The sequence below is a fragment of the Mesorhizobium sp. URHB0026 genome, assembly GCF_054059755.1.
The window spans coordinates 883,153-905,295 of record NZ_JBSSCN010000001.1 but is presented as its reverse complement, the minus strand read 5'-3'; the positions used below and the strand labels follow the sequence as shown (position 1 = coordinate 905,295).

Genomic DNA, 22,143 nt, shown 5'->3' with positions numbered 1-22,143 from the left:
GTGCCCTTATGGGACGCCAATCCGGCCAATTCAAGGAAGAAGCGGACCCTGTTAGCAACTCCTGACGCAAGCGTCGCTCTGTCCATATCGGCCCAAGGCACTCGGTACGCTTGACGCAAACCGGCTTTTCATGTCGATACGCCGGCAAAGAGGGCCGAAGAAACAGCCGATGAACGCGCTACAGGCAAATCCCCCAGGCGAGACCCATGGCACGCTGCTTGGCCGGCTGGGCAGCCGGTCCATCGTCTTTGTCGGGCTGATGGGCGCCGGCAAGACGGCGATCGGCCGCAAGGTGGCGACCATGCTTTCGCTGCCCTTCATCGACAGCGACCAGGAGATCGAAAGCGTGTCGCGGATGAGCGTGCCGGAGCTGTTCGAGCGCTATGGCGAAACCGAGTTCAGGGCCTTGGAACAGCGTGTCATCCTGCGCGTGCTGGAAAACGGTCCGCAGGTTCTATCGACCGGCGGCGGTGCCTTCATGAACGCGCAGACGCGCGAAGCCATCGCCGCCCATGGCGTCTCGGTGTGGCTGAAGGCCGAACTCGACCTTCTGATGGACCGCGTTTCCAAGAAGCAGAACCGGCCGCTCTTGAAAAGCGCCGATCCCCGTGCCGTGCTGGAGCGGCTGATGGCGGAACGCTATCCGGTCTATGCGACCTCAGACGTCACCGTGCCGACCCGCGACGATCGCAAGGAGGTCATCGCGGCCGAGGTGATCGAGGCGCTGTGCCGGCATTTAGGCATCGATGCGATAGCCGCGACGGGCGAGGTCGAATCATGAGCGCGGATCAGCCTGTCACAGTCGAAGTCGGTCTGGGCGACCGTGCCTACGACATATTGATCGGCTCCGGCCTGCTGTCGCGCGCCGGCGTTGAGATTTCGCGCCGGCTGCCGGGCACGCGCGCCGCTGTGGTGACCGACGAGAACGTCGCCGCCGCGCATCTCGATACGCTGAGGGCCGGGCTCGAGAAGAGTGGCATCCAGCCCGCGATCATCACGATGCCGCCCGGCGAGAAGACCAAGAGCTTTGCCCATCTCGAGGCGGTGGTCGACGGCGTCCTGGCCGCCAGGCTGGAGCGCGGCGACGTCGTCATCGCGCTTGGCGGCGGCGTCATCGGCGATCTCACCGGTTTTGCCTCCGGGATCGTGCGGCGTGGCATGAATTTCGTGCAGGTTCCGACCTCGCTTCTGGCGCAGGTCGATTCTTCGGTCGGCGGCAAGACCGGCATCAACAGCCCGCGCGGCAAGAACCTCGTCGGCGTCTTCCTCCAGCCCAGGCTGGTGCTGGCCGATACCGAAGTGCTCGATACGCTGCCGATCCGCGAATTTCGCGCCGGCTATGCCGAGCTTGCCAAATACGGGCTGATCGACCGGCCGGATTTCTTCGCCTGGCTGGAAGCGAATTGGGAAAAGGTGTTCGCCGGCGGACCGGAGCGGGTCCAGGCCATTGCCGAAGCCTGCCGCGCCAAGGCTGATGTCGTTGCCCGCGACGAGTTCGAGACCGGCGACCGCGCTCTGCTCAACCTCGGCCATACGTTCGGGCACGCGCTCGAAGCCGCCACGCAGTATGACGGGACGCGCCTCGTCCACGGCGAGGGGGTCGCCATCGGCATGGCGCTGGCGTACCGGTTCTCCTCTCGGCTCAATCTCGCCAGCCCCGACGACGCGGCCCGCGTCGAGGCGCATCTGCGTGCCGTCGGGCTGCCGTGGCGGATGGCCGACATTCCGGGCGACTTGCCCGATGCCGATGCGCTGCTTTCATTCATCACGCAGGACAAGAAAGTGTCGCGCGGTGCGCTGACCTTTATTCTGACGCGCGGGATCGGCGAGGCTTTCATCGCCAAGGATGTGCCGGCCTCGGAAGTGCTGGCGTTCCTCAGGGAAAACCATCCAGGCAACGGGAAAGCCGGCTGAGATGGACACTGGCTGGGTCGTCTTCGCCGTTCTTACCATCCTCGTCATCCTGGTCGTTGCCGTGCGAACCCGCCTGCTTGCCATGTTCGGCTATGAACTCTCGCGCATCGAGCCGCAGCGGTCGAGTCAGGACGAGTTGCGCGGCGCGGTCGACGATTTTCGCCGCGACGGCCAGGTGGTGCGTGAGGATCGCGACCGCATCGGCGGCCTGTTCGACCTCGAAGAGCTCGAAGTTTCCGACGTCATGGTCCACCGCACGAATATGCGCTCGGTCAATGCCGACAATGCGCCGGAAGCGGTGGTGCGCGAGATCCTGCAGAGCCCGCACACCCGCATGCCGCTCTGGAAAGGTTCACTCGACAACATCGTCGGCGTGCTGCACGCCAAGGATCTGCTGCGCGCGCTGAACGAAGCCGGCAATGATTTCTCGCGGATCGACGTGATGAAGATCGCGTCAAAACCGTGGTTCGTGCCCGACACCACGACCTTGCAGGAACAGCTCAACGCCTTCCTGCGCCGCAAGGCGCATTTTGCCGTCGTCGTCGATGAATATGGCGAGGTCGAAGGGCTGGTGACGCTGGAGGACATTATCGAGGAGATCGTCGGCGAGATCGCGGACGAGCACGATGTCGACATCCAGGGCGTCAAGCAGGAGGCGGACGGCTCCGTCGTCGTCGAGGGCACGGTGCCGATCCGCGACCTCAACCGGGCGCTCGACTGGAACCTGCCGGACGAAGAGGCGACGACGATCGCCGGCCTCGTCATCCACGAGGCGCAATCGATCCCCGAGGAGAAGCAGGCTTTTACCTTCCACGGCAAGCGCTTCGTCGTCATGAAACGCGACAAGAACCGGATTGCCAGGGTCAGGATCCGGCCGGCCGGCGACAGTTAGAGCGGGTCAGTGTTTGATGGGATCGCCGAGCCGCTCCAACGCTTTGTTCTTACACAATTCCGGGCGGAAAACCGCTACGCACTTTTTCCTGGAATTGCTATCGAGCCGTCGCCTTACCAATCCTTCGCTGGAACTCCCGCCCGTCGCGATGCATTGTTCGCCGATGACGATCGATCGGCGAACCTTGCTCCTGGCCTCGATGGCTGCCTTGTTGCCAACCGGCACGATCGCGGCGCGAGATACGCCCACCCCCGAAACTGTCGACTTGGTCCGGCCAAGTTGCCGCGCTGGCGTTCCCGAAATCGGGGGTCGGTTGAGCGCACCGGCTGTGATCCACTCGTTGTGCCGGGCACCCGCCGATGCGGCCGGGCGGAAATTCAACAGTCGTTGCTTGAGCGCTCGCTCAGCGTAGCACCGGTTTCGGCGTCGACCGAAGCGAGGCTGACCTCATAACCCCAGAGGCTTCGGACATGGCGCAGGGTCGCGTCGCGGCTGCCGCTGTCGAGCAGTACGCCCTCCTTCACCTTGTGCTGCAGCCGCAAATGCCGGTTACCGAGCAGGTCGACATCCACCACCTGGATATCCGGCCGGCTCGCCCCGATGTCGTAGCTCTGGGCCAGCGCGGCACGTATCTTTTGGTAGCCGCGCTCGTTGTGGATCGAGGCGACCTCGTAATGCGCGTTGTCGGCCTGATCGGCCAGCACAAACATCCGCCATTTCCGTATCAGGGCTGGGCTGAGGTGCTGGCGGATGAAGGATTCGTCGCGGTGGTTGGCCCAGGCGTCCAGGAGCACATCGCGCCAGTCACCCCGGCCCGCGATGTCGGGAAACCAGTCGCGGTCTTCCGCCGTAGGCGCGGTCGAAATGCGCTGGATGTCCTGCATCATGTCGAGGCCGAGCGCGTATGGGTTGATACCGGAGAACCGGGGGTCGTCGAAGGCCGGCTGGAAGATCACATTGGAATGGTTGCGCAGGACCTCGAGCATGGCGCCCTCGCTGATCTGGCCGCGGTCGAACAATGCGTTCATGAGGGTGTAATGCACGAAGGTGGCGCAGCCTTCATTCATCACCTGCGTTTGCCGCTGCGGATAGAAATACTGCGCGACGATGCGCACGATGCGGATGATCTCGCGCTGCCAGGGCTCCAGGATAAGACTGTTCTTCTCGAGGAAATAGAGCAGATTTTCCTCGGGCAGGTTGAGCGATTTCTTCCGATCCGCCAAGCCTTCGTCCTTCTTCTCCGTCTTGCTGCTCTCCTGCGAGGGTGGCAGCGTGCGCCACAAGTCGTTGTAGGAGCGTTCTTCATACTCCAGGCGCTCGCGCAGCCCTTCACGCTGCCGCTCCGACGACAGCTTTGGCGGCCTGTGGTATCGGAACACGCCTTGTTCCATCAGCGCGTGGGCGCAGTCGAGAATGCTTTCCACGGCCGACAGTCCGTGCCGCTCCTCGCATCGGGCGATGTAGCCCTTGGCGAACTCCAGGTAGCTCAGAATCCCCCCGGCGTCGGTCCACTGCCGGAACAGGTGATTGTTCTTGAAGAAATGATTGTGTCCGAGCGCCGCATGCGCCGTCACCAGGGCCTGCAAGGCCATGGTGTTTTCCTCCATCAGGTAGACGATGCAGGGATTGGAGTTGATGACCAGTTCGTAAGCCAGGCCCCGTCCACCCTTGCGGTAGAGAAAATCCTGGTACAGGAAATGCTTGCCGAACGACCAATGACGGTACATCAGCGGCATGCCGACCGATGAATAGGCGTCGAGCATCTGTTGCGAGGAAATGATTTCCATCTGCACCGGATAGGTGTCCAGCTTGAGGTCCTCGATGGCGATTGCCGCGATCGCCTCGTAGGCGTGCGACAATTTCGGGAAATCCCAGTCGGATCCGGAAAAGAGCAAACCGGGTTTGCTGGCTGTCCTGGCCATGGTTCCCCTCAGGCGCTCTTCCGGAGCGCGGGCTGTTTGGCGAAGAGCTGACGAAAGACAGGATAGATATCGGCGGCCGTGGCTATGCGGCTCATCTGGAAGTTCGGCCAGTTCGATTCGATGGCGCTGTAGGCTCGCCAGAGCGACGTCCCGTTTTCAGTCGCGCCGAAGATGTGGCTCTCGCGTTCGTCGATGATCTCGACATAGGCGAAATACTGGCACAGGCGCATGAGCTTGCCGTTCAGCAGGGCAATGCAGCGCTCGGAATCGGTGGCGAAATTGTCGCCATCCGAGGCCTGGGCGGCGTAGATGTTCCACTCGCTCGCGGGGTAACGCTGCTCGATGACGCGATGCATCTCCTCGAGCGCGGTGGAAACGACGGTGCCACCGCTTTGCGCGCAGTAGAAGAAGGTTTCCTCATCCACCTCCTGCGCCTCGTGCGTGTGGCGGATGAAGACGATTTCGGTGCGTTCATAACGTCGCTTCAGGAACAGGTGCAGCAGCACGAAAAAGCGCTTGGCCAAGTCCTTCTCGCGCTCGCCCATCGAGCCTGACACATCCATCAGGCAGAACATGACCGCTTTCGCATTCGGCACCGGGCGCTGGTCGAAGCGGTTGAACCGGATGTCGACCGGGTCGACGAAGGCGATCCGCCGGCGCCGGCGCTCCAGCCGCTCGATCTCTTCTTTGAGCGCCACGACGCGCTCGCGCGCTTGAGCATCAGGCGGTGCGGCCTCCAGCAAGGCGAGTTCCTGCGTGATCGCATCGACCGCCGCTTGCTTGGGGCGCCTGAGCGCAATGCGGCGGCCGTGGCTGTTGCGCATCGTGCGGCCGACATTGATGTTGGTTGGCGAACCGGTGGCGGCGAAACCCGCCCGGCGCGGCTTGAAGGCAAGGATCTCCTTGAGATTGAGCTTGACCAGGTCGGGCAGTTCGAGATCCTCGAAGAAGAGATCGAGCACCTCCTCGCGCGAAAGCACGAAACGAAAGTCGTCCTCGGACGCGGTTTTTCCCGGTGACGAACCGCCCATGCCTCCGCCCTGGCCGGGCTTGGCGATCAGGTCGCCTTGGGAGAATTGCCTGTTGCCCGGCAGGATGTGCCGGCGCCGGCCGGTGTCCCTGGCGTCGTTGAAGGTCGGCTCGCCAGTGCCTCTTTCGGGCATCGGCACGACATGCTCCGCGTCCACGTCGGCGATCCGCCCAGCGCGGATCTGGTCGCGAATGCTGCGCTTTAGCTCCTCGCGGGCACGCCTGAGAAAGCGCTGGCGGTTGCCAAGGCTTTTGTCCTTCGGATTCAGGCGGCGGTCGATAAAGATCGGCATGCAACCATCCGGACTGCTCTCAGCCCGCCTTGTTCACCCGCATGTACCAATCGACCAGCCGGCGCACCTGCCGTTCCGTATAGCCGCGCTCCACCATCCGCTGGACGAATTCATTATGCCGCTTTTCGGTGACGCTATCCTGCTTGGAGCCGAAGCTGATCACGGGCAGGAGGTCCTCGACCTGGCCGAACATGCGCTTTTCGATAACCTCGCGCAGCTTCTCGTAGCTCGTCCATGACGGGTTGCGGCCATGGTTGCGCGCCCGGGCACGCAGCGTGAACTTCACCACCTCGTTGCGGAAGTCCTTCGGATTGGCGATGCCTGCCGGTTTTTCGACCTGCGACAGTTCGTTGTCCAACACCTCGCGATTGAGGATTTGGCCGGTGTCGGGGTCCTTGTAGTCCTGGTCCTCGATCCAGGCATCGGCATAGGCGATGTAGCGGTCGAACAGGTTCTGGCCATATTCGCTATAGGACTCCAGATAGGCCTTCTGGATTTCATGGCCGATGAACTCGGCGTAACGGGCGGCCAGCTCCGACTTGATGAATTCGAGATAGGCGGCTTCCGTCTCCTTCGGAAACTGCTCCCGTTTGATCGCCTCTTCCAGGATGTACATAAGATGCACGGGGTCCGCCGCGACCTCGTTGGTGTCGTAGTTGAACGTCTGCGACAGGATCTTGAAGGCGAAGCGCGTGCTGACGCCGGTCATGCCTTCGTCGACGCCGGCGGCGTCGCGATATTCCTGGACTGACTTCGCCCTCGGGTCGACTTCCTTGAGGTTCTCGCCATCATAGGCGCGCATTTTGGTGTGCAGCGGCGAATTGTCGTGCTCGGCAAGGCGTGTCGAGACGCTGAACCGGCTGAGGATGTCCAACACCTCGGGCGCGCAGGGGCTGGCGGCCAATTCACTCTCGCGCAGCAGCTTCTCGTAGATCTGCCTCTCTTCGGTGATGCGCAGGCAATACGGCACCTTGACTACGAGGATGCGATCGAGAAACGCCTCATTGTTCTTGTTGTTTTTGAACTGTTGCCACTCGGATTCGTTGGAATGGGCAACGATGATGCCCTGGTACGGAAAGGCACCGAAATTCTCGGTGCCGTTGTAACTGCCTTCCTGGGTCGCCGTCAGCAATGGATGCAGCACCTTGATGGGCGCCTTGAACATCTCGACGAATTCGAGCAGCCCTTGCGTCGTTCGGTTCAGCCCGCCGCTGTAGGAATAAGCGTCAGGGTCGGACTGGCTGAAATTTTCCAATTGCCTGATGTCGACCTTGCCAACCAGGGCCGAGACGTCCTGATTGTTCTCGTCGCCAGGCTCGGTCTTGGCGATGCCGATCTGGCGCAGCCGCGACGGCATCAGTTTGACGACGCTGAATTTGGAAATGTCGCCGGACAGTTCGTCGAGGCGCTTGGCCGCCCATGGCGAGATAAGTCCGTTCAGGCGGCGCCGGGCTATCCCGTATTTGTCCTCCAGGAGATCGCTCATGCGATCGGGATGGAACAGGCCAAGCGGCGATTCGAAAACCGGACTGATCTGGTTGCCGACCTTCAGCGTGTAGATCGGGCGCTCTTCCATCAATTTCTTCAACCGTTCGGCCAAGGAGGATTTGCCGCCGCCGACCGGACCCAAGAGGTAGAGGATCTGCTTGCGCTCCTCGAGGCCCTGGGAGGCATAGCGGAAATATCCGGCGATGCGCTCGATCGTATCTTCCATCCCGTAAAAGTCGGAGAAGGAGGGATATATCTTGACGGTCCGGTTCGAGAAGATACGGCCTAGCCGCTCGTCCTTGCTGGTGTCGACCAGGTTTGGCTCGCCGATCGCCTCGACCATTCGTTCCGGCGCCGAGGCATACATCGATTTGTCCTCGCGGCAGGCGAGCAGATATTGCTGGAGACTTATCTCTTCCTGGGCGGCGTTCGCATAAATTTCCGAGAAGAGATGGAAGACGTCGGATTGGTTCTCACGCATGTTCGTTGCCTTCGGAGCCATTTTGATGGGGCTCGCATATTCAACTGCGGGAAGGCATTGTTTGTTCCGTCGGCGCGCATGCATCTGGTACTGAAATCCAAACAACGCTCCGGCCCGAATGGCCGCCCATCAACCGCGATTTCGGCGGAGATGACGGCAGTGCGCCGAACGCCGCGGCGCCAGCGTTCCTGAAATCGACGATCGCCTGATCCTGCCGACCGTCGCTCGCCCATTCCGTGGCTGGATCATGCCAAAAGCGGCGGCGGGATATTGCCGTGCCGATATCCGCGGGTGCAATTGCTCTTCGTGAATGGGAGAAAATTTGCATGAATGGCGCCGATGTTCTGTGCGACGTGCTGTTGGCTAATGACGTGAATGTCTGCTTCGCCAATCCCGGCACATCCGAAATGCATTTCGTCGCGGCCCTCGACCGCAAGCCGGCGATGCGCTGCGTGCTCGGCCTGTTCGAGGGGGTGGTGACGGGTGCGGCCGACGGCTATGCGCGCATGACCGATCGACCCGCCGCGACGCTGCTGCACACCGGCCCGGGCCTCGCCAATGGGCTGGCCAACATGCACAATGCAAGGCGCGCCTTCAGCCCGATGATCAACATCGTCGGGGACCATGCCTCCTACCATCTGCCGCTCGACGCGCCGCTCACCAGCGACATAGAGGGGCTGGCGGCGCCGATGTCGAAGTGGGTGCGCCGCATCGAAGGGCCCACGGATGTCCAACCGGCCACGGAGGCGGCCCTTCGCGCCTCGCTGACACCGCCGGGTGTCGCAACGCTGATCCTGCCGGCGGACGCGGCCTGGGGCGACGCCGACGCGGTTTCGCCCGTCAAAGTGGAACTCGCATCGCCGCGAGCCGTCGACATCGACGCCGTGCGAGCGGTGGCTACCGCGATCCGTGCCGCTCCCGGGCGCGTCGGCATGATCGTTCGGGGACGGGCGGCGCGAGCCGATGCCCTCGAGATCGCCGGCCAGATTTCAGCGGCCTGCGATGTCAGGCTGTTCAGCGAGGTTTTGATCGCGCGTATGCAGCGCGGGCGCGGGCGTGTCGCGCCGACGCGCATTCCCTATCCCGTCGACGCGGCGACGGCAGCGCTCAGGGATATCGATGTCCTTGTGCTGATCGGCGGAAAGGAGCCGGTCGCCTTCTTCGCCTATCCGGGAAAACCGGGAAGGCTTGTCCGTGACGATTGCCAGGTGCTGACGCTCGCCGCCCATGGTCAGGATCTGCATGCGGCGCTGGAGGCGCTTCGCGACGAACTACGCGTCAAGCAATCGCAACCGGCGTTGGTTGCAAGCGCCTTTCCCGAGGAGGCAACACCAACCGGCAGATTGACGGAAGATGCAATTGCACTCTCCGTCGCCAAAAAGCTGCCGGGCGACGCGATCGTTTGCGACGAGGCGGTCACTTCGGCGCGACGCTTCTTCGCGCTGTCGGCCTTTGCCGCGCCGCACGACTATATGATGGGCACGGGCGGGTCGATCGGCGGCGGCATTCCGCTGGCGACAGGCGCGGCGATCGCCTGTCCCGGCCGCAAGGTAATCAATCTGGAGGCCGACGGCAGCGGCATGTACACGGTGCAGGGCCTGTGGACGCAAGCGCGGGAAAATCTCGACGTGGTGACGATCGTCTTTTCCAACCGCACCTATGCGATCCTGCATGGCGAAATGCGCAATGTCGGGGTGAACGCGATCGGCGAAAATGCCAGGCGCATGCTCGACCTCGACCATCCGGCGCTGGACTGGGTTTCGCTGGCCAAAGGCATGGGCGTGGAGGCGGCGCGTGCCGACACCTGCGAGCGGTTTAACGCGCTGCTCGATGCCGCCTTGTCGCGGCGCGGGCCATTCCTGATCGAAGCGATAATCTGAACAGCGCGAGACGCGCGCTACAGCTCAGCTCGGGGACTTGGCCTACCAGCGCGTCTGTTCGCCGGGCGCCGTGGGCTCGATAGCCAGTGCGTGAACGCCGGCCTTCAACTCGTCGGCCAGCAGTTCGTTGACGGCGCGGTGGCGCTCGACGCGGCTCATGCCAACAAAATTCGCCGAGACGATACGGACACGGAAATGTGTCTCGCCGGTGCCATCGAACTCAGCGTGGTGACCGGGTTCCACGTGATGATGGCCGGCGTGGAGATGGCTTTCGTTGAGGATGACCAGCCGCTCGGGCGAAAATGCCCTGTTGAGCTTGTCTTCCATGGTCGCCTGTATGGACATCGTCTTCTCCCTTCACCACATATGGTCGGCGCGCCGGCGTGAAAACCGGAAACAGGATTCGCCGGGCCGCCGGCGCGCAACAAAATCGGTCATTCGCCTGCTTTAAGCCGCGATTCAGCGGTTAGGGCGATCATCGCGAAAATGTCAATTCTTGTTTCGCATCTGCGAACGCCCCATAAATGGGTTAGATGAAGCCGTATCCCAAATATTTCGAGAAGATTCGCGTCCGCCCCGACAAGGACGCGGAGGTGAAGGCGCACGCGCCGATCTGCCAGTGGGATGGCTGCAAGGAGGCGGGCACGCATCGCGCGCCGGTCGGCCGCATGAAGGAGGGCGAGTATTTCCGCTTCTGCTTCGACCATGTGCGTGAGTACAACAAGGGCTTCAACTACTTCTCCGGCGTGCCGGACACCGAGGTGGCGCGCTTCCAGAAGGAAGCGATGACCGGCCACCGGCCGACTTGGAAGATGGGCGTCAACGGCGCCTCGACGCGTTCTTCGCCCGACATGGCGCAGATGCGCTCCGGCCGCGCGGGCTATTACAACCGCATGCGCGACCCGTTCGACCTGTTCAAGGGACCGAAGGATCCGCGCGAGGCGCGCGAGCGCAAGGCCAAGCCGCTTGAGGCCAAGGCGCTGGAAACGCTTGGCCTTGATACAAAGGCGACTGGCAAGGACATCAAGGCGCGCTATAAGGAACTGGTGAAGCGTCACCATCCCGATGCGAATGGCGGCGACAGAGGTTCGGAAGACCGGTTCCGCGATGTGCTTCAGGCCTATCGCGTGCTCAAACAGGCGGGCCTGTGCTGAGCGACCCTATGGTTCGTGTCGTTTTCCAACTTTCATAAGGTTGGAAAAGGCTCTAAGACCGCCCCCGAACAAAATGGATTGCCGGCGAAACGCGACGTTTCGCCCGTGGAGACGTTGAGAGATATGAACAAGGTCGATCGCGACATCGCCAACCTCCCCGACACGACGGTGTCGGTGAAGGAGAAATTCGGTTTCGAGTCCAAGATGGTGGTGCCAGCGTACTCGGTCACCAGCGAGCATGTGCCCGATGTCGATCCCGACTATCTGTTCGACAAGGCGACGACCTTGGCGATCCTCGCCGGGTTTGCCTACAACCGCCGCGTCATGGTGTCGGGCTATCACGGCACCGGCAAGTCGACCCATATCGAACAGGTCGCCGCCCGCCTCAACTGGCCCTGCGTGCGCGTCAATCTCGACAGCCATGTCAGCCGTATCGATCTCGTCGGCAAGGACGCGATCGTGGTCAAGGACGGCCTGCAGATCACTGAATTCCGCGACGGCATCCTGCCCTGGGCCTACCAGCACAATGTGGCGCTCTGCTTCGACGAGTATGACGCCGGCCGTCCGGACGTGATGTTCGTCATCCAGCGCGTGCTGGAATCGTCCGGCCGACTGACGCTGCTCGACCAGAGCCGGGTCATCCGCCCGCATCCGGCGTTCCGGCTGTTTTCGACCGCAAATACGGTTGGTCTAGGCGACACCACTGGCCTTTATCACGGCACCCAGCAGATCAACCAGGCGCAGATGGACCGCTGGTCGATCGTTACCACGCTGAATTATCTGCCGCACGACAATGAAGTGAACATCGTGCTGGCCAAGGCCAAGCATTATCGCGACACCAAGGGCAAGGACATCGTCAACAAGATGGTGCGCGTCGCCGACATGACGCGCTCGGCCTTCATCAATGGCGACCTGTCGACGGTGATGAGCCCGCGTACCGTCATCACCTGGGCCGAGAATGCCGAGATCTTCGGCGATGTCGGCATGGCGTTCCGGCTGACCTTCCTCAACAAGTGCGACGAGCTGGAGCGTTCGGTGGTTGCCGAGTTCTACCAGCGCGCCTTCGGCCAGGATCTGCCCGAGAGCGCGGCCAATGTGGTGCTGGGCTAAGCAGAGCCTCTATGGCGGGTCCGGGCGACAATACGCGCAACAAGTCCAAGACGGGGTCTGAAGCCGACAGCTTCAAGCGCGCCGTCACCGTCTGCATGCGCGCCATTGCCGGCGACAAGGAAATGGAAGTCGGCTTCGCCAAGGACAGGCCGGCGCTGGCGGGCAGCCGTGCGCGGCTGCCCGAACTGCCCAAGAAGGCATCGAAGTCCGACATCGCGATTACCCGCGGGCTCGGCGATTCCATGGCGTTGAAGCGCGCCTGCCATGATGTGCGCATCCACAGCAAGCTGGCGCCGGAAGGCAAGGCCGCCCGCGCCATCTACGACGCGGTCGAACAGGCCCGCGTCGAGGCGATCGGCAGCCGCGCCATGCAGGGCGTCGCCGACAATATAGGCTCGATGCTGGAGGACAAATACACCAAGGCCAACCTCGTCGACGTCAAGGATAAGGCGGACGCGCCCATCGAGGAGGCGCTGGCGCTGATGGTGCGCGAAAAGCTGACCGGCCGGCCGGTGCCGAAGAGCGGCGAGCGGCTGGTCGAACTCTGGCGGCCCTGGGTCGAGGAGAAGGCCAAGGCCGACCTCGACGGCCTGTCGGAAAAGCTCGAGGACCAGCAGGCCTTCGCCCGCGTCGTGCGCGAGATGCTTGCCTCCATGGAAATGGCCGAGGAACTCGGCGACGACCAGGAGACCGAAGACTCCGAGGACAATGACGACAACCAGCCGCAAGGCGAGGAACAAAGCGAGGAAGGCGGCGAGGACGATTCAGGCTCCGAGCAGTCCCAGTCCGAGGACGCCGAGGCATCGGCCGACGACGAGCAATCGGCGGAGACGGAAGCCTCCGACGCCACCGCTGACGATTTGTCCGACGACGACGATGCCGATGCCGAGACGCCCGGCGAGGCTAGGCGCAACGACAATCCCTTCACCAATCTGCCGAAGGAAATCGACTACAAGGTTTACACGTCAGCTTTCGACGAGACGGTCGGCGCGGAGGAGCTCTGCGAAGAGGAAGAACTCGACCGGCTGCGCGCCTTCCTCGACAAGCAACTCGCCAATCTGTCGGGCGTGGTCGGACGGCTCGCCAACCGGCTGCAGCGCCGGCTGATGGCGCAGCAGAACCGGTCCTGGGATTTCGACCTGGAAGAGGGCTATCTCGACCCGGCGCGACTGGTGCGCGTCGTCATCGATCCGATGCAGCCGCTGTCGTTCAAGCAGGAGCGCGACACCAAGTTCCGCGACACGGTGGTGACGCTGGTGCTCGACAATTCCGGCTCGATGCGTGGCCGGCCGATCACGGTCGCCGCCACCTGCGCCGATATTCTGGCGCGCACGCTGGAGCGCTGCGGCGTCTCGGTCGAGATCCTCGGCTTTACCACGCGGGCCTGGAAGGGCGGACAGGCGCGCGAGAAGTGGCTGAAGGACGGCAAGCCGCCGAACCCCGGCCGCCTCAACGATCTGCGTCATATCATCTACAAATCCGCCGATCATCCATGGCGGCGGGCACGCCGCAACCTTGGCCTGATGATGCGCGAAGGCCTGCTCAAGGAAAATATCGACGGCGAGGCGCTGCTGTGGGCACACAATCGGCTGATTGCCCGGCCTGAACAGCGCAAGATCCTGATGATGATCTCGGACGGCGCGCCGGTCGACGATTCCACGCTGTCGGTCAATCCGGGCAATTATCTCGAGCGGCATCTGCGCGCTGTCATCGAATTGATCGAGACGCGCTCACCGGTCGAGCTGCTGGCCATCGGCATAGGCCATGACGTCACGCGCTACTACAGGCGCGCTGTCACCATCGTCGATGCCGAGGAACTGGCCGGCGCGATGACCGAGCAGCTGGCGTCGCTGTTCGCCGAGGAGAGCGCGAAGGATACGCGTCGCGGCGGCGTGCGGCGCGCCGGATGATCTTTTCGCGAGGCGGGTTTAGGCAAACGCTTTTCGCCGCCATCGTCCTGCTCGCCGGTGTTCCGGCAGGTTCGGCCGGCTCGGCTCCAGTTGAACCTGTCGCCGTCTCGGCACGCCCGATCACCGAATTCCACATTGGCCGCGCCGACAAGCAATTCGGTCCGCTCGAATTCGTCGGTGGGCTGGAAATGACGTCGCCATCACGCGATTTCGGCGCGTTGTCGGCCTTTCGGTTCCTGAAAGCGGGCAGTGATTTCATCGGTGTTGCCGACACCGGTTACTGGTTCTTCGGCTCGGTGGCCCGCGACGCCGACAGGCGACCCCTCGGCATCCAGAATTTTCGCATGCAGCAGATGGCCGACCAGAGCGGGCAGCCGATCGACGAAAAATGGGAAGTCGACGCCGAAGGCCTCGCGGTCAAGGACGGCATTGCCACTGTCGGTTTCGAGCGCAACCACCGCGTCTCCCAGTTCAGGATCGATCCGGACACCATGAAGGCGCCATTCAGGCAGCTGGATTTCCTGGTGCCGCCGCGGGAGCTGCGGCAGAACCGCGGCTTCGAGACAGTTACCCATTCAAATGCCAATGGCCAGCATCAAGGCGGCCTGGTCGTGGTGTCGGAGAAGAGCCTCGACAAATCAGGCAACATCTACGCCGCCATTATCGAAGGCCCGCATAGGGGCGTCTTCACCGTCAAGCGCAACGACGATTTCGACATCACCGACGGCGCCTTCCTGCCGGATGGCGACCTCTTGCTGCTGGAGCGCAGCTTCACCATGGCGGGCGGCCTCAAGATGCGGCTGCGGCGCATTTATGGAGAGAGCGTCGAGAAGGGCGCCGTCGCCGACGGGCCGGTGCTGCTGCAAGCCGACATGGGCTACCAGATCGACAATATTGAAGGGCTCGACGTCTGGAGCCGGGATGACGGCGCGCTGATGGTGTCGCTGATCTCCGACGACAACCATTCGATCCTGCAGCGCAATCTCTATCTGGAATTCATTCTGCTTCAGGATTGAGGGGCAGCCCCTCGCGACGCCCCACCAGCGATCTTGCGGCGATTTTGTCCATGCGTCGGCCATCCCACAGTCTTTGCCCCGACAAGCCACTGAATCGCCGACCAGCGCATCGTGTTTTCCTACAGGATGGCGGTCGGGCCGCAGGCCATGTCGGCATCGCTGACCACCGTGGAGCTGACGCCTTCGGGCGACGGCACAAGGCTGACCTACACCGAGCAGGGCGCCTTCTTCGACGGTGTCGGTTCCGCCAAGGGGCGGGAAGAGGGGACCCGCGGGCTGCTGGAGGCCCTTGCCACCGAACTTCAGCGGCCGAAGTAGCCCCGGCTGCCTACGGCCTCGACCTAGGATCATGAGCTGTTGGTGGCGATCCAGATGACATGGCGCGCGCCGCGCTTGCCGTTGGCGCGCGTGTTGACTTCCTGGACAGCGAAACCTGCCTGTTTCAACCGCCTCGTGAAGCCGGCATCCGGCCCTTGCGACCATACGGCCAGGACTCCGCCCGGTCTTAGGGCGGTGCGTGCGGCGGCGAGGCCAGCCACGCTGTAGAGCGCGTCGTTGCCCTTGTGGACGATGCCTTCGGGGCCATTGTCGACGTCGAGCAGGATCGCGTCCCAGGCAATGGGTGCGGACCGTATGAGCTGGCCGACATCGGTTTCGCGGATGGTGACGCGGGGATCATCGAGCGAGCCGGCAAAAATCTCGGCCATCGGGCCGCGTGCCCAGGCGACGACGACCGGCACCAGTTCCGCGACGACGATCGCGGTGTTGTCGCCCAATTCGGCGAGGGCAGCGCGCAGCGTAAAACCCATGCCGAGCCCGCCGATCAGGATTCTCGGCCGACGATGACCCGCAATCCCCTGGCAGGACAGTTTTGCCAGCGCTTCTTCGGAGCCGCTCAGGCGGCTGTTCATCAGCTCGTTGGTACCAAGCATGATCGAGAATTCAGAACCGCGCTGTTTCAGCCGCAGTTCCTGCCGGCCATCAGGCGTTTTCGCGGAGTCCAGCTGGATCCAGGGAATCACTGCTAGGCCGCGGCAACGGCCGGCTGGCTCCAGCGGGCGGCGAGCAGCCGGTAAGGGATCAGAGCCACGACAGCGATGATCATTTTCACACTAAGATCGCCGAGCGCCCAGGACACCCAGCGCATGGCGTTGACATGAAACACCCCCATCAATGGGGCGCTCTCCAGCGCAAACCCGTCGCTTGGGCCGACGAAGGCAAAGGCGGCTGAAAAGGCGACGCCGAAGAACACGAGGGTGTCGAACACCGATCCAACCAGCGTGCCGACGATCGGCGCCCGCCACCAGCTCTGCCGGCGCAAACGGTTGAACACGGTCACATCGAGCAATTGCGCGGACAGGAATGCCGCTCCGGAAGCCGCAGCGATGCGCACCAGCCGGTCGGCTGATGTCTCGAATTCGATCAGGCCATGGCGGAACAGAAAGGGCGGGACGAGGATCGAGCAGACCACCGCCGTCATGAAGCCAACAAAGACGATCCGGCGCGCCACGGCGGGCCCGTAACGGCGGTTGGCGAGGTCTGTGACCAGGAAAGAGAAGGGATAGGTGAAAGCGCCCCAGGTCAAAACGTCGGCGAGCGACAGGCCGCCGACGTGGCCCTGCATGGGAAACTGCACGAGGATGTTCGATGCCACGACGACAAGTGCCATGGCGGCCACGAAAGGCAGGTACCGCGAAAAAGAAGACATTTTTTTATCCTGGGTAATGGAACCAGCGGAGCATCATGCCGAGGCAGCGCTCGCTTCGAAATTGAGCATCGGAGTGTCGAACCTTGCGGATCTATCCGATGCTCAGCGGCCAGCAAAGAGGCTGGCCAGGCGGTCGTCCCCCGCCTTTATCTGGATCTTACGCAGCGACCTGCTCGGCAAGCTTCTTGGCGATCTGCTTCTTCAAGAGACGCGCGCGCTGCGACAGTTCCTTGACGTCGGCCTTGGCCAGGAAGGCATCGAGGCCGCCGCGATGTTCGACCGAACGCAGCGCGTTGGCCGAGATGCGCAGGCGTACATTCTGGTTCAGCGCTTCCGAAATGAGCGTCACATTGACGAGGTTCGGCAGGAAGCGACGCTTGGTCTTGTTGTTGGCGTGGCTCACATTGTTGCCGGTCTGGACTGCCTTGGCAGTGAGTTCGCAGGTGCGGGACATGGTTCTAACCTTCAGTTCTCTCGGGGCCTGCCAAACCTTCGTACCCGCGCCGGGTGGCGCGCGGTTCTGGTCAGGCGGCCTTATGGAAAAGTTGGCGTTCCATAGTTGCATTTCACCGGGGCGTCAAGCTCCGGCTTCCGCACGGAAGCGCCCGGCTTTTCATATTAAGGCCGGATTTCACCGTATAAGCGGTCTCGTAGGGACACGCCAGACCGGAGTCGCCTGCCTCCGGCCGAAAACCAAGGATCCGATCCCGCCATGCCTCGTTCGTCTCACGCGCTTGTTGCCGCGCTTGTCATCGCCCTGCCGACCGCTGCGTCCGCTGCCTCGCCGCAGTCATTCAAGGGCGAATACACGGTGTCGTTCCTTGGTCTCTCGATCGCCAGATCGACCTTTTCCAGCCATTATGAGAACGGTGCCTACGCGATCGAAGGCAGTGTCTCGGCGGCGGGTCTCGCCAAGCTGTTCGACGACACGCGGGGCACGATCTCGTCAAAAGGCACCATTTCGGGCCAGAAAATGGTGCCGGAGGCGTTTCGAGCCGACTACACCTCCGGCAAGAAGGCGTCTTCGATCGACATTCGCTTTAGCAATGGCACCGTGACCTCGACGCAGGTCATCCCTGCTCCGGGCAAGCGCGATCCCAAGGCCTGGGTGCCGCTCGGCGCCGGCGACCTGGCATCGGTGCTCGATCCAATGGCGGCGACCGTCATCCATGCCGACAGCCTCGACCAGGTCTGTGGCCGCAAGGTCAAGTTCTACGATGGCGAGATGCGCGCCGACCTGACGCTGACCTACGCCTCGAAAGGAACGATCTCGGTGCCGGGCTACAAGGGCGACACCGTCACCTGCCAGATGGGTTTCGACCCGGTGGCGGGCTATCGCAAGGGCCGCAAGGCGCTCAATTATCTCAAGAACAAAAGCCGCATGATGGTGACCTTTGCACCGCTCGGCCAAACCGGCGTATATGCGCCGATCCACGCCACGGTCGGAACGCAGATCGGCACCTTGACCATCAGCGCCAGACGGTTCGAAGCGGTACAATAAGGCACGCCACCGGGACAGAACGGGCGCGCCACTGGAGACAAAATGGGGCGCGCAACACTGATCGGCTTTTCGGCGGTCGCCATGTGGGCATTGCTGGCGTCGCTAACGGATGCGTCCGGCAAAGTGCCGCCATTCCTGTTGTCGGCGATCACTTTCTCGATCGGCACCGGCGTTGGGTTTGTCACGCGACTGTTCATGCCGGCCACCGACAGGAGCCAAAAGATTCCTCCTCAGGTCTGGGCGATCGGCATTGCCGGCCTGTTCGGCTACCACTTCTTCTACTTCACCGCGCTGCGCAACGCGCCGGCGATCGAGGCGAGCCTGATTGCTTATCTCTGGCCGCTGCTGATCGTGCTGGGCTCGGCGCTGATGCCGGGCGAGAAGCTGGCCTGGAACCATGTCGTCGGCGCGCTGCTCGGCCTTGCCGGCACCGTGCTTATCGTCACCAAGGGCGGCGGCCTGGCCTTGGATGCGCGCTACGCCTTCGGTTACGCCATGGCCGCCATCTGCGCCCTGCTATGGTCGTCCTATTCCTTGCTGTCTCGACGTTTCCCGTCGGTGCCGACCAGCATCGTCACCTGGTTCTGCGCGGCAACCGCCGTGCTGTCGCTCGTCTGCCACTTGGCGCTGGAACAAACGGTTCTGCCTGACGGCGCCGGCCAGTGGCTGGCCGTGCTCGGGCTCGGCCTGATGCCGGTGGGCGCGGCCTTCTATGCCTGGGACATCGGTGTCAAGCGCGGCAACATCCAGGTGCTGGGTGCCGCGAGCTACGCGGCGCCGCTGCTGTCGACGCTGGTGCTGATCGCGGCCGGCGCCGCCGAACCGTCGCTGCGCATTCTGGCCGCCTGTGTGCTCATCACGGGCGGCGCGGCGCTAGCGGCAAAATCGCTGTTCCTGCGCAAGCCGGCTACGGAGAGCGGAGCCCGGGCATCCGAAGGCGGAGCCAGGGCATGACGATGCCGTTTGCCGGAGGCATCGACGCCAACGCCAATGCGACGCTGATCTTTTCGCTGGTGGCGGCGGTGATCTATGCCTTCACGCTTGGCATGCCGCCGACGCTGGCCCGCTCGGCGGCAAAGACACTTGCCGTCGCGATGCTCGCCGTACTCGCCGCAATACAAGGCGGGCCGCTGCTGCTGGTCGCCGCCCTTGCGCTGAGCGCCATGGGCGATGCCTTCTTGTCGCGCGACGGCGAAAAAGCCTTTCTGGGTGGACTGGCCGGTTTTCTCGTCGCCCACATCGTCTATGTCGCGTTGTTGCTGCGCAGCGGTGCCGGATTGGAGTTGCTAGGCGCCGAGCCCTGGCGCGGGGCGATCGCGCTGGCCATGGCGGTGTTCGCGATCGTCATGCTGGCGGCGCTTTGGCGCCGCGTTGGTCCCGGCTTGCGTATACCGATTGCCGTCTATGTCATGGCGATCCTGGCTATGGGCATGTCGGCGCTAACGACAAGCAATGTCTGGGTGATTGGTGGCGCCGTGCTGTTCATGGCATCGGACGGGCTGCTCGCCATGGAGAAATTTTTAGTGGCGGCCGTCTCGCCGCATCGCGCCTGGATGGGTTTGACCGTGTGGGTTTTGTACTATGCCGCCCAACTGGCGATCACGCTGGGATTCCTGCTGGGTTAAATCGGCTTCGGCTGCCAGCCCGGTTCGGCCAGTTCGAAGGCGGCGAAATCAAAACCCGGCGCCACCGTGCAGCCGACCAGCGTCCATTCGCCCAGTGTGCGCGCCGATTGCCACCAGCCCGCCGGCACGACGATCTGCGGCCGTTCACCCGCCGCGAGCTCGATGCCGAGAACCTGCTCGATAATGGCGCCGCCTTCTTCCCACATCGACAATGCCAATGGCGCGCCGGTATGAAAGTGCCAAACCTCGGCGGCGTCCCTGACCCGATGCCAGGCCGAAACCTGATGCTGTTCCAGCAGGAAGTAGATGGCTGTCGAATGGCCGCGCGCACCGCCGGCTTCGTCGCGAAAGGTTTCCGCGTACCAGCCGCCTTCCGGATGCGGCTTCAGGGCGAGCGTTGCTATGATTTCCGCGGAACTGGTCATCGGCAGAAAGTTGGCATGGTGGTCAGAAATTGTCCTTGCGCTTGCGGATCTCGGCGAAGACCTCGGCATCCCCGGCCTTTTCCATGCCGAGATGCTTGCGGATTGCCGGATCGTGCCAGCGCAGGAAGGGATTGGTCGACAGTTCCTCGCCGATCGTCGTCGGCAGCGTCGGCTTGTTGTCGACCCGCAGCGCCTCGATCCGCGCGGCGCGCTCCTTCAACGCCGAATTGGTGGGGTCGACGCTCAGCGCGAAACGGGCATTGGCGAGCGTGTATTCGTGGCCGCAATAGATTGTCGTCTCGGCGGGAAGAGCCGCGAGCTTCTTCAGCGAGCCGTACATCACCGGCGGCTTGCATTCGAACAGCCGCCCACAACCCAGCGCAAACAACGTATCCGCGGTGAACGCCACTTTCGATAAGGGCAGATGGTAGGAGACATGGCCAGCGGTATGCCCGGGCGTGGCGATCACTTCGATGCGCTCGTTGCCGAGATGCAGGACGGAGCCTTCTTTTACGGTTTCATCGATGCCTGGGATCTTGGCCTTTTCCGCCTCTGGGCCGACGATGCGCAGCTTGAAGCGCTCCTTGAGCGCCAGATTCGCGTCGACGTGATCCATATGATGATGTGTGGTCAGGATCATCGTCGGCGTCCAGCCGGTGCGCTTGAGCGCGGCCAGGATCGGCGCTTCCTCAGGCGCGTCGATGATCGCGGTCTGGCCGCTTTCGCGGTCATGCACCAGCACGCCGAAATTGTCGGTGCGGCACATGAACTGTTCGATTTCGACCGGCATCGCATCTCTCCATTTACCGCCGCAGACATAGGGCGCCGCTGCGTGAATGTCATCCCGGATGAGAAAGCGAATGTCATCCCGGATGGCAAGCAAAGCGAATGTTATCCTGGGATGTCAAATTGACATACGTAGTGCCGGCCGCTTCGGCCTTTTGTTGAATCCGGCCGATATCACGGCTACATCCCTGACATGCATTCCGACATCGTCGACCTTCGTTCCTTCTATTCGACAACGCTCGGCCGGTTCGCCGAGCGCTCGATCACCATGGCGCTGTCGTCGATATGGGCCGCGGTGCCCAATGAGCGGCTGGTCGGCCTGGGCTATACCTTGCCCTGGCTGGAACGCTTCGGCACCGACGCCGAGCGGGTCTTCGCCTTCATGCCGGCGACTCAGGGCGCCGTGGTCTGGCCGGCGACCGGGCCAACGGCGACGGCCCTGGTGTTCGACGAGGAACTGCCGCTGGTCGATTCCTGCATCGACCGCATGCTGCTCGTCCATTCGCTCGAACACGTCGAAAACCCGCGCGAAACGCTGAACGAGATCTGGCGGGTGCTGTCCCCGGCGGGGCGCGTCGTCATCGTCGTGCCAAACCGGCGCGGGGTCTGGGCGCGCTTCGAACATACGCCGTTCGGCAATGGCCGGCCCTTCTCACGCGGGCAGCTCACCGAATTGCTGCGTGAGGCGAATTTCACGCCCGCCGCCTGGTCGGATGCGCTGTTTTTCCCGCCATCGCGGCGGCGTTTCATGATGCGCTTCCACAATGTGCTGGAGCGCGCCGGCCGGAAGCTGTGGCCGATCTTTTCCGGCGTCATTGTCGTCGAAGCGCAGAAACGGCTCTATCAAGGCGTGCCGGTAGCCCAGCGTGCGTCCCGCCGCGTCTTCGTGCCGGTGCTGTCGCCGCATGGCGCGACACGGCTCGGCCGGCGGGCCGAGGCAAGGGGTGTGGCATCGCCCCCGCAAGTGACACCTTCGTGATCGCGATGGAAACTTGCATCGCGCCGCGTC

Annotated in this window: 23 protein-coding genes; 13 read left to right on the top strand and 10 right to left on the bottom strand. The window is 63.0% G+C overall.

The genetic code is table 11. The features are described from left to right. The first annotated feature begins 169 nt into the window (after window positions 1-169). Genes ACVWWD_RS04565 through ACVWWD_RS04555 form a run of 3 tightly spaced genes read left to right on the top strand, consistent with a single transcriptional unit; the run spans window position 170 to window position 2,806 of the window. Window positions 170-781, top strand: a complete 612-nt coding sequence (locus ACVWWD_RS04565) for a shikimate kinase (RefSeq protein WP_352550740.1) — start codon at window positions 170-172, stop codon at window positions 779-781. Next, a complete protein-coding gene (gene aroB / locus ACVWWD_RS04560) occupies window positions 778-1,914 on the top strand; it encodes a 3-dehydroquinate synthase (RefSeq protein WP_352550742.1) in 1,137 nt (378 codons plus the stop codon). The genes ACVWWD_RS04565 and aroB overlap by 4 nt, the downstream gene beginning before the upstream one ends. 1 nt (window position 1,915) lies before the next feature. Then, entirely contained in the window at window positions 1,916-2,806 is an 891-nt protein-coding gene (locus tag ACVWWD_RS04555; RefSeq protein ID WP_352550744.1) for an HlyC/CorC family transporter, read from the top strand. 6 nt (window positions 2,807-2,812) lie between these two features. Here ACVWWD_RS04555 and ACVWWD_RS04550 read toward each other — a convergent pair whose 3' ends face one another. The 4 genes from ACVWWD_RS04550 to ACVWWD_RS04535 are packed head-to-tail and all read right to left on the bottom strand — an operon-like array spanning window position 2,813 to window position 8,019. Further along, window positions 2,813-3,187 (bottom strand): hypothetical protein, encoded by a 375-nt coding sequence (locus ACVWWD_RS04550; protein ID WP_352550746.1) that lies wholly within the window; start codon window positions 3,185-3,187, stop codon window positions 2,813-2,815. After that, window positions 3,184-4,728 carry a SpoVR family protein gene (locus tag ACVWWD_RS04545; protein ID WP_352550748.1) on the bottom strand — a complete coding sequence of 515 codons (1,545 nt, stop codon included), beginning with the start codon at window positions 4,726-4,728 and terminating at the stop codon, window positions 3,184-3,186. The genes ACVWWD_RS04550 and ACVWWD_RS04545 overlap by 4 nt, the downstream gene beginning before the upstream one ends. Before the next feature lie 8 nt (window positions 4,729-4,736). After that, the gene (locus ACVWWD_RS04540) at window positions 4,737-6,050 is read right to left on the bottom strand and encodes a YeaH/YhbH family protein (RefSeq protein ID WP_352550750.1); all 1,314 of its coding nucleotides are present in this window, start codon (window positions 6,048-6,050) and stop codon (window positions 4,737-4,739) included. Between the two features lie 19 nt (window positions 6,051-6,069). Next, window positions 6,070-8,019, bottom strand: coding sequence for a PrkA family serine protein kinase (locus tag ACVWWD_RS04535; RefSeq protein ID WP_140616802.1), 1,950 nt, complete (start codon window positions 8,017-8,019; stop codon window positions 6,070-6,072). Window positions 8,020-8,345: 326 nt separating this feature from the next. Here ACVWWD_RS04535 and ACVWWD_RS04530 point away from each other — a divergent pair, with 326 nt between their 5' ends. Beyond that, window positions 8,346-9,899, top strand: a complete 1,554-nt coding sequence (locus tag ACVWWD_RS04530; protein WP_023795018.1) for an acetolactate synthase large subunit — start codon at window positions 8,346-8,348, stop codon at window positions 9,897-9,899. Window positions 9,900-9,941: 42 nt separating this feature from the next. Here ACVWWD_RS04530 and ACVWWD_RS04525 read toward each other — a convergent pair whose 3' ends face one another. Beyond that, the gene (locus ACVWWD_RS04525) at window positions 9,942-10,244 is read right to left on the bottom strand and encodes a BolA family protein (RefSeq protein WP_352550753.1); all 303 of its coding nucleotides are present in this window, start codon (window positions 10,242-10,244) and stop codon (window positions 9,942-9,944) included. Between the two features lie 188 nt (window positions 10,245-10,432). Here ACVWWD_RS04525 and ACVWWD_RS04520 point away from each other — a divergent pair, with 188 nt between their 5' ends. From ACVWWD_RS04520 to ACVWWD_RS04500, 5 genes are all read left to right on the top strand, one after another. Beyond that, window positions 10,433-11,053: a J domain-containing protein gene (locus ACVWWD_RS04520; protein ID WP_023770821.1), complete on the top strand. Its 621-nt coding sequence runs from the start codon at window positions 10,433-10,435 to the stop codon at window positions 11,051-11,053. A 123-nt stretch (window positions 11,054-11,176) separates the two neighbouring features. Further along, window positions 11,177-12,163 (top strand): cobaltochelatase subunit CobS, encoded by a 987-nt coding sequence (cobS, locus tag ACVWWD_RS04515; RefSeq protein ID WP_015315506.1) that lies wholly within the window; start codon window positions 11,177-11,179, stop codon window positions 12,161-12,163. An 11-nt stretch (window positions 12,164-12,174) separates the two neighbouring features. Beyond that, window positions 12,175-14,073, top strand: a complete 1,899-nt coding sequence (gene cobT / locus ACVWWD_RS04510) for a cobaltochelatase subunit CobT (RefSeq protein ID WP_023770820.1) — start codon at window positions 12,175-12,177, stop codon at window positions 14,071-14,073. Then, window positions 14,070-15,089 (top strand): esterase-like activity of phytase family protein, encoded by a 1,020-nt coding sequence (locus tag ACVWWD_RS04505; RefSeq protein ID WP_352550756.1) that lies wholly within the window; start codon window positions 14,070-14,072, stop codon window positions 15,087-15,089. The genes cobT and ACVWWD_RS04505 overlap by 4 nt, the downstream gene beginning before the upstream one ends. A 111-nt stretch (window positions 15,090-15,200) precedes the next feature. Then, window positions 15,201-15,407 (top strand): SRPBCC family protein, encoded by a 207-nt coding sequence (locus ACVWWD_RS04500; protein ID WP_352550758.1) that lies wholly within the window; start codon window positions 15,201-15,203, stop codon window positions 15,405-15,407. A gap of 29 nt (window positions 15,408-15,436) precedes the next feature. Here ACVWWD_RS04500 and ACVWWD_RS04495 read toward each other — a convergent pair whose 3' ends face one another. The 3 genes from ACVWWD_RS04495 to rpmB form a co-directional block, all read right to left on the bottom strand. Continuing rightward, the gene (locus ACVWWD_RS04495; RefSeq protein WP_352550760.1) at window positions 15,437-16,111 is read right to left on the bottom strand and encodes a polyamine aminopropyltransferase; all 675 of its coding nucleotides are present in this window, start codon (window positions 16,109-16,111) and stop codon (window positions 15,437-15,439) included. Between the two features lie 2 nt (window positions 16,112-16,113). Next, on the bottom strand, window positions 16,114-16,797 hold the full coding sequence (locus ACVWWD_RS04490; protein ID WP_352550761.1) for a queuosine precursor transporter: 684 nt from the start codon (window positions 16,795-16,797) through the stop codon (window positions 16,114-16,116). A 157-nt stretch (window positions 16,798-16,954) separates the two neighbouring features. Beyond that, window positions 16,955-17,251: a 50S ribosomal protein L28 gene (gene rpmB / locus ACVWWD_RS04485; RefSeq protein WP_010911765.1), complete on the bottom strand. Its 297-nt coding sequence runs from the start codon at window positions 17,249-17,251 to the stop codon at window positions 16,955-16,957. A gap of 258 nt (window positions 17,252-17,509) precedes the next feature. Here rpmB and ACVWWD_RS04480 point away from each other — a divergent pair, with 258 nt between their 5' ends. The 3 genes from ACVWWD_RS04480 to ACVWWD_RS04470 are packed head-to-tail and all read left to right on the top strand — an operon-like array spanning window position 17,510 to window position 19,923. Then, complete coding sequence (locus ACVWWD_RS04480) at window positions 17,510-18,298, top strand: DUF3108 domain-containing protein (protein ID WP_352550764.1); 789 nt, start codon at window positions 17,510-17,512, stop codon at window positions 18,296-18,298. A 42-nt stretch (window positions 18,299-18,340) separates the two neighbouring features. Continuing rightward, the gene (gene yddG / locus ACVWWD_RS04475) at window positions 18,341-19,252 is read left to right on the top strand and encodes an aromatic amino acid exporter YddG (protein ID WP_352550766.1); all 912 of its coding nucleotides are present in this window, start codon (window positions 18,341-18,343) and stop codon (window positions 19,250-19,252) included. Beyond that, entirely contained in the window at window positions 19,249-19,923 is a 675-nt protein-coding gene (locus tag ACVWWD_RS04470; RefSeq protein WP_352550768.1) for a lysoplasmalogenase family protein, read from the top strand. The genes yddG and ACVWWD_RS04470 overlap by 4 nt, the downstream gene beginning before the upstream one ends. Here ACVWWD_RS04470 and ACVWWD_RS04465 read toward each other — a convergent pair. Next, window positions 19,920-20,348: a cupin domain-containing protein gene (locus tag ACVWWD_RS04465; protein WP_352550770.1), complete on the bottom strand. Its 429-nt coding sequence runs from the start codon at window positions 20,346-20,348 to the stop codon at window positions 19,920-19,922. The genes ACVWWD_RS04470 and ACVWWD_RS04465 overlap by 4 nt on opposite strands. A 22-nt stretch (window positions 20,349-20,370) precedes the next feature. Further along, window positions 20,371-21,138: a hydroxyacylglutathione hydrolase gene (gene gloB, locus ACVWWD_RS04460; protein ID WP_352573102.1), complete on the bottom strand. Its 768-nt coding sequence runs from the start codon at window positions 21,136-21,138 to the stop codon at window positions 20,371-20,373. Between the two features lie 189 nt (window positions 21,139-21,327). Between gloB and ACVWWD_RS04455 the strand changes: the two genes are divergently transcribed. After that, window positions 21,328-22,113, top strand: coding sequence for a class I SAM-dependent methyltransferase (locus ACVWWD_RS04455; protein ID WP_352550774.1), 786 nt, complete (start codon window positions 21,328-21,330; stop codon window positions 22,111-22,113). The last annotated feature ends 30 nt before the right edge of the window (window positions 22,114-22,143 follow it).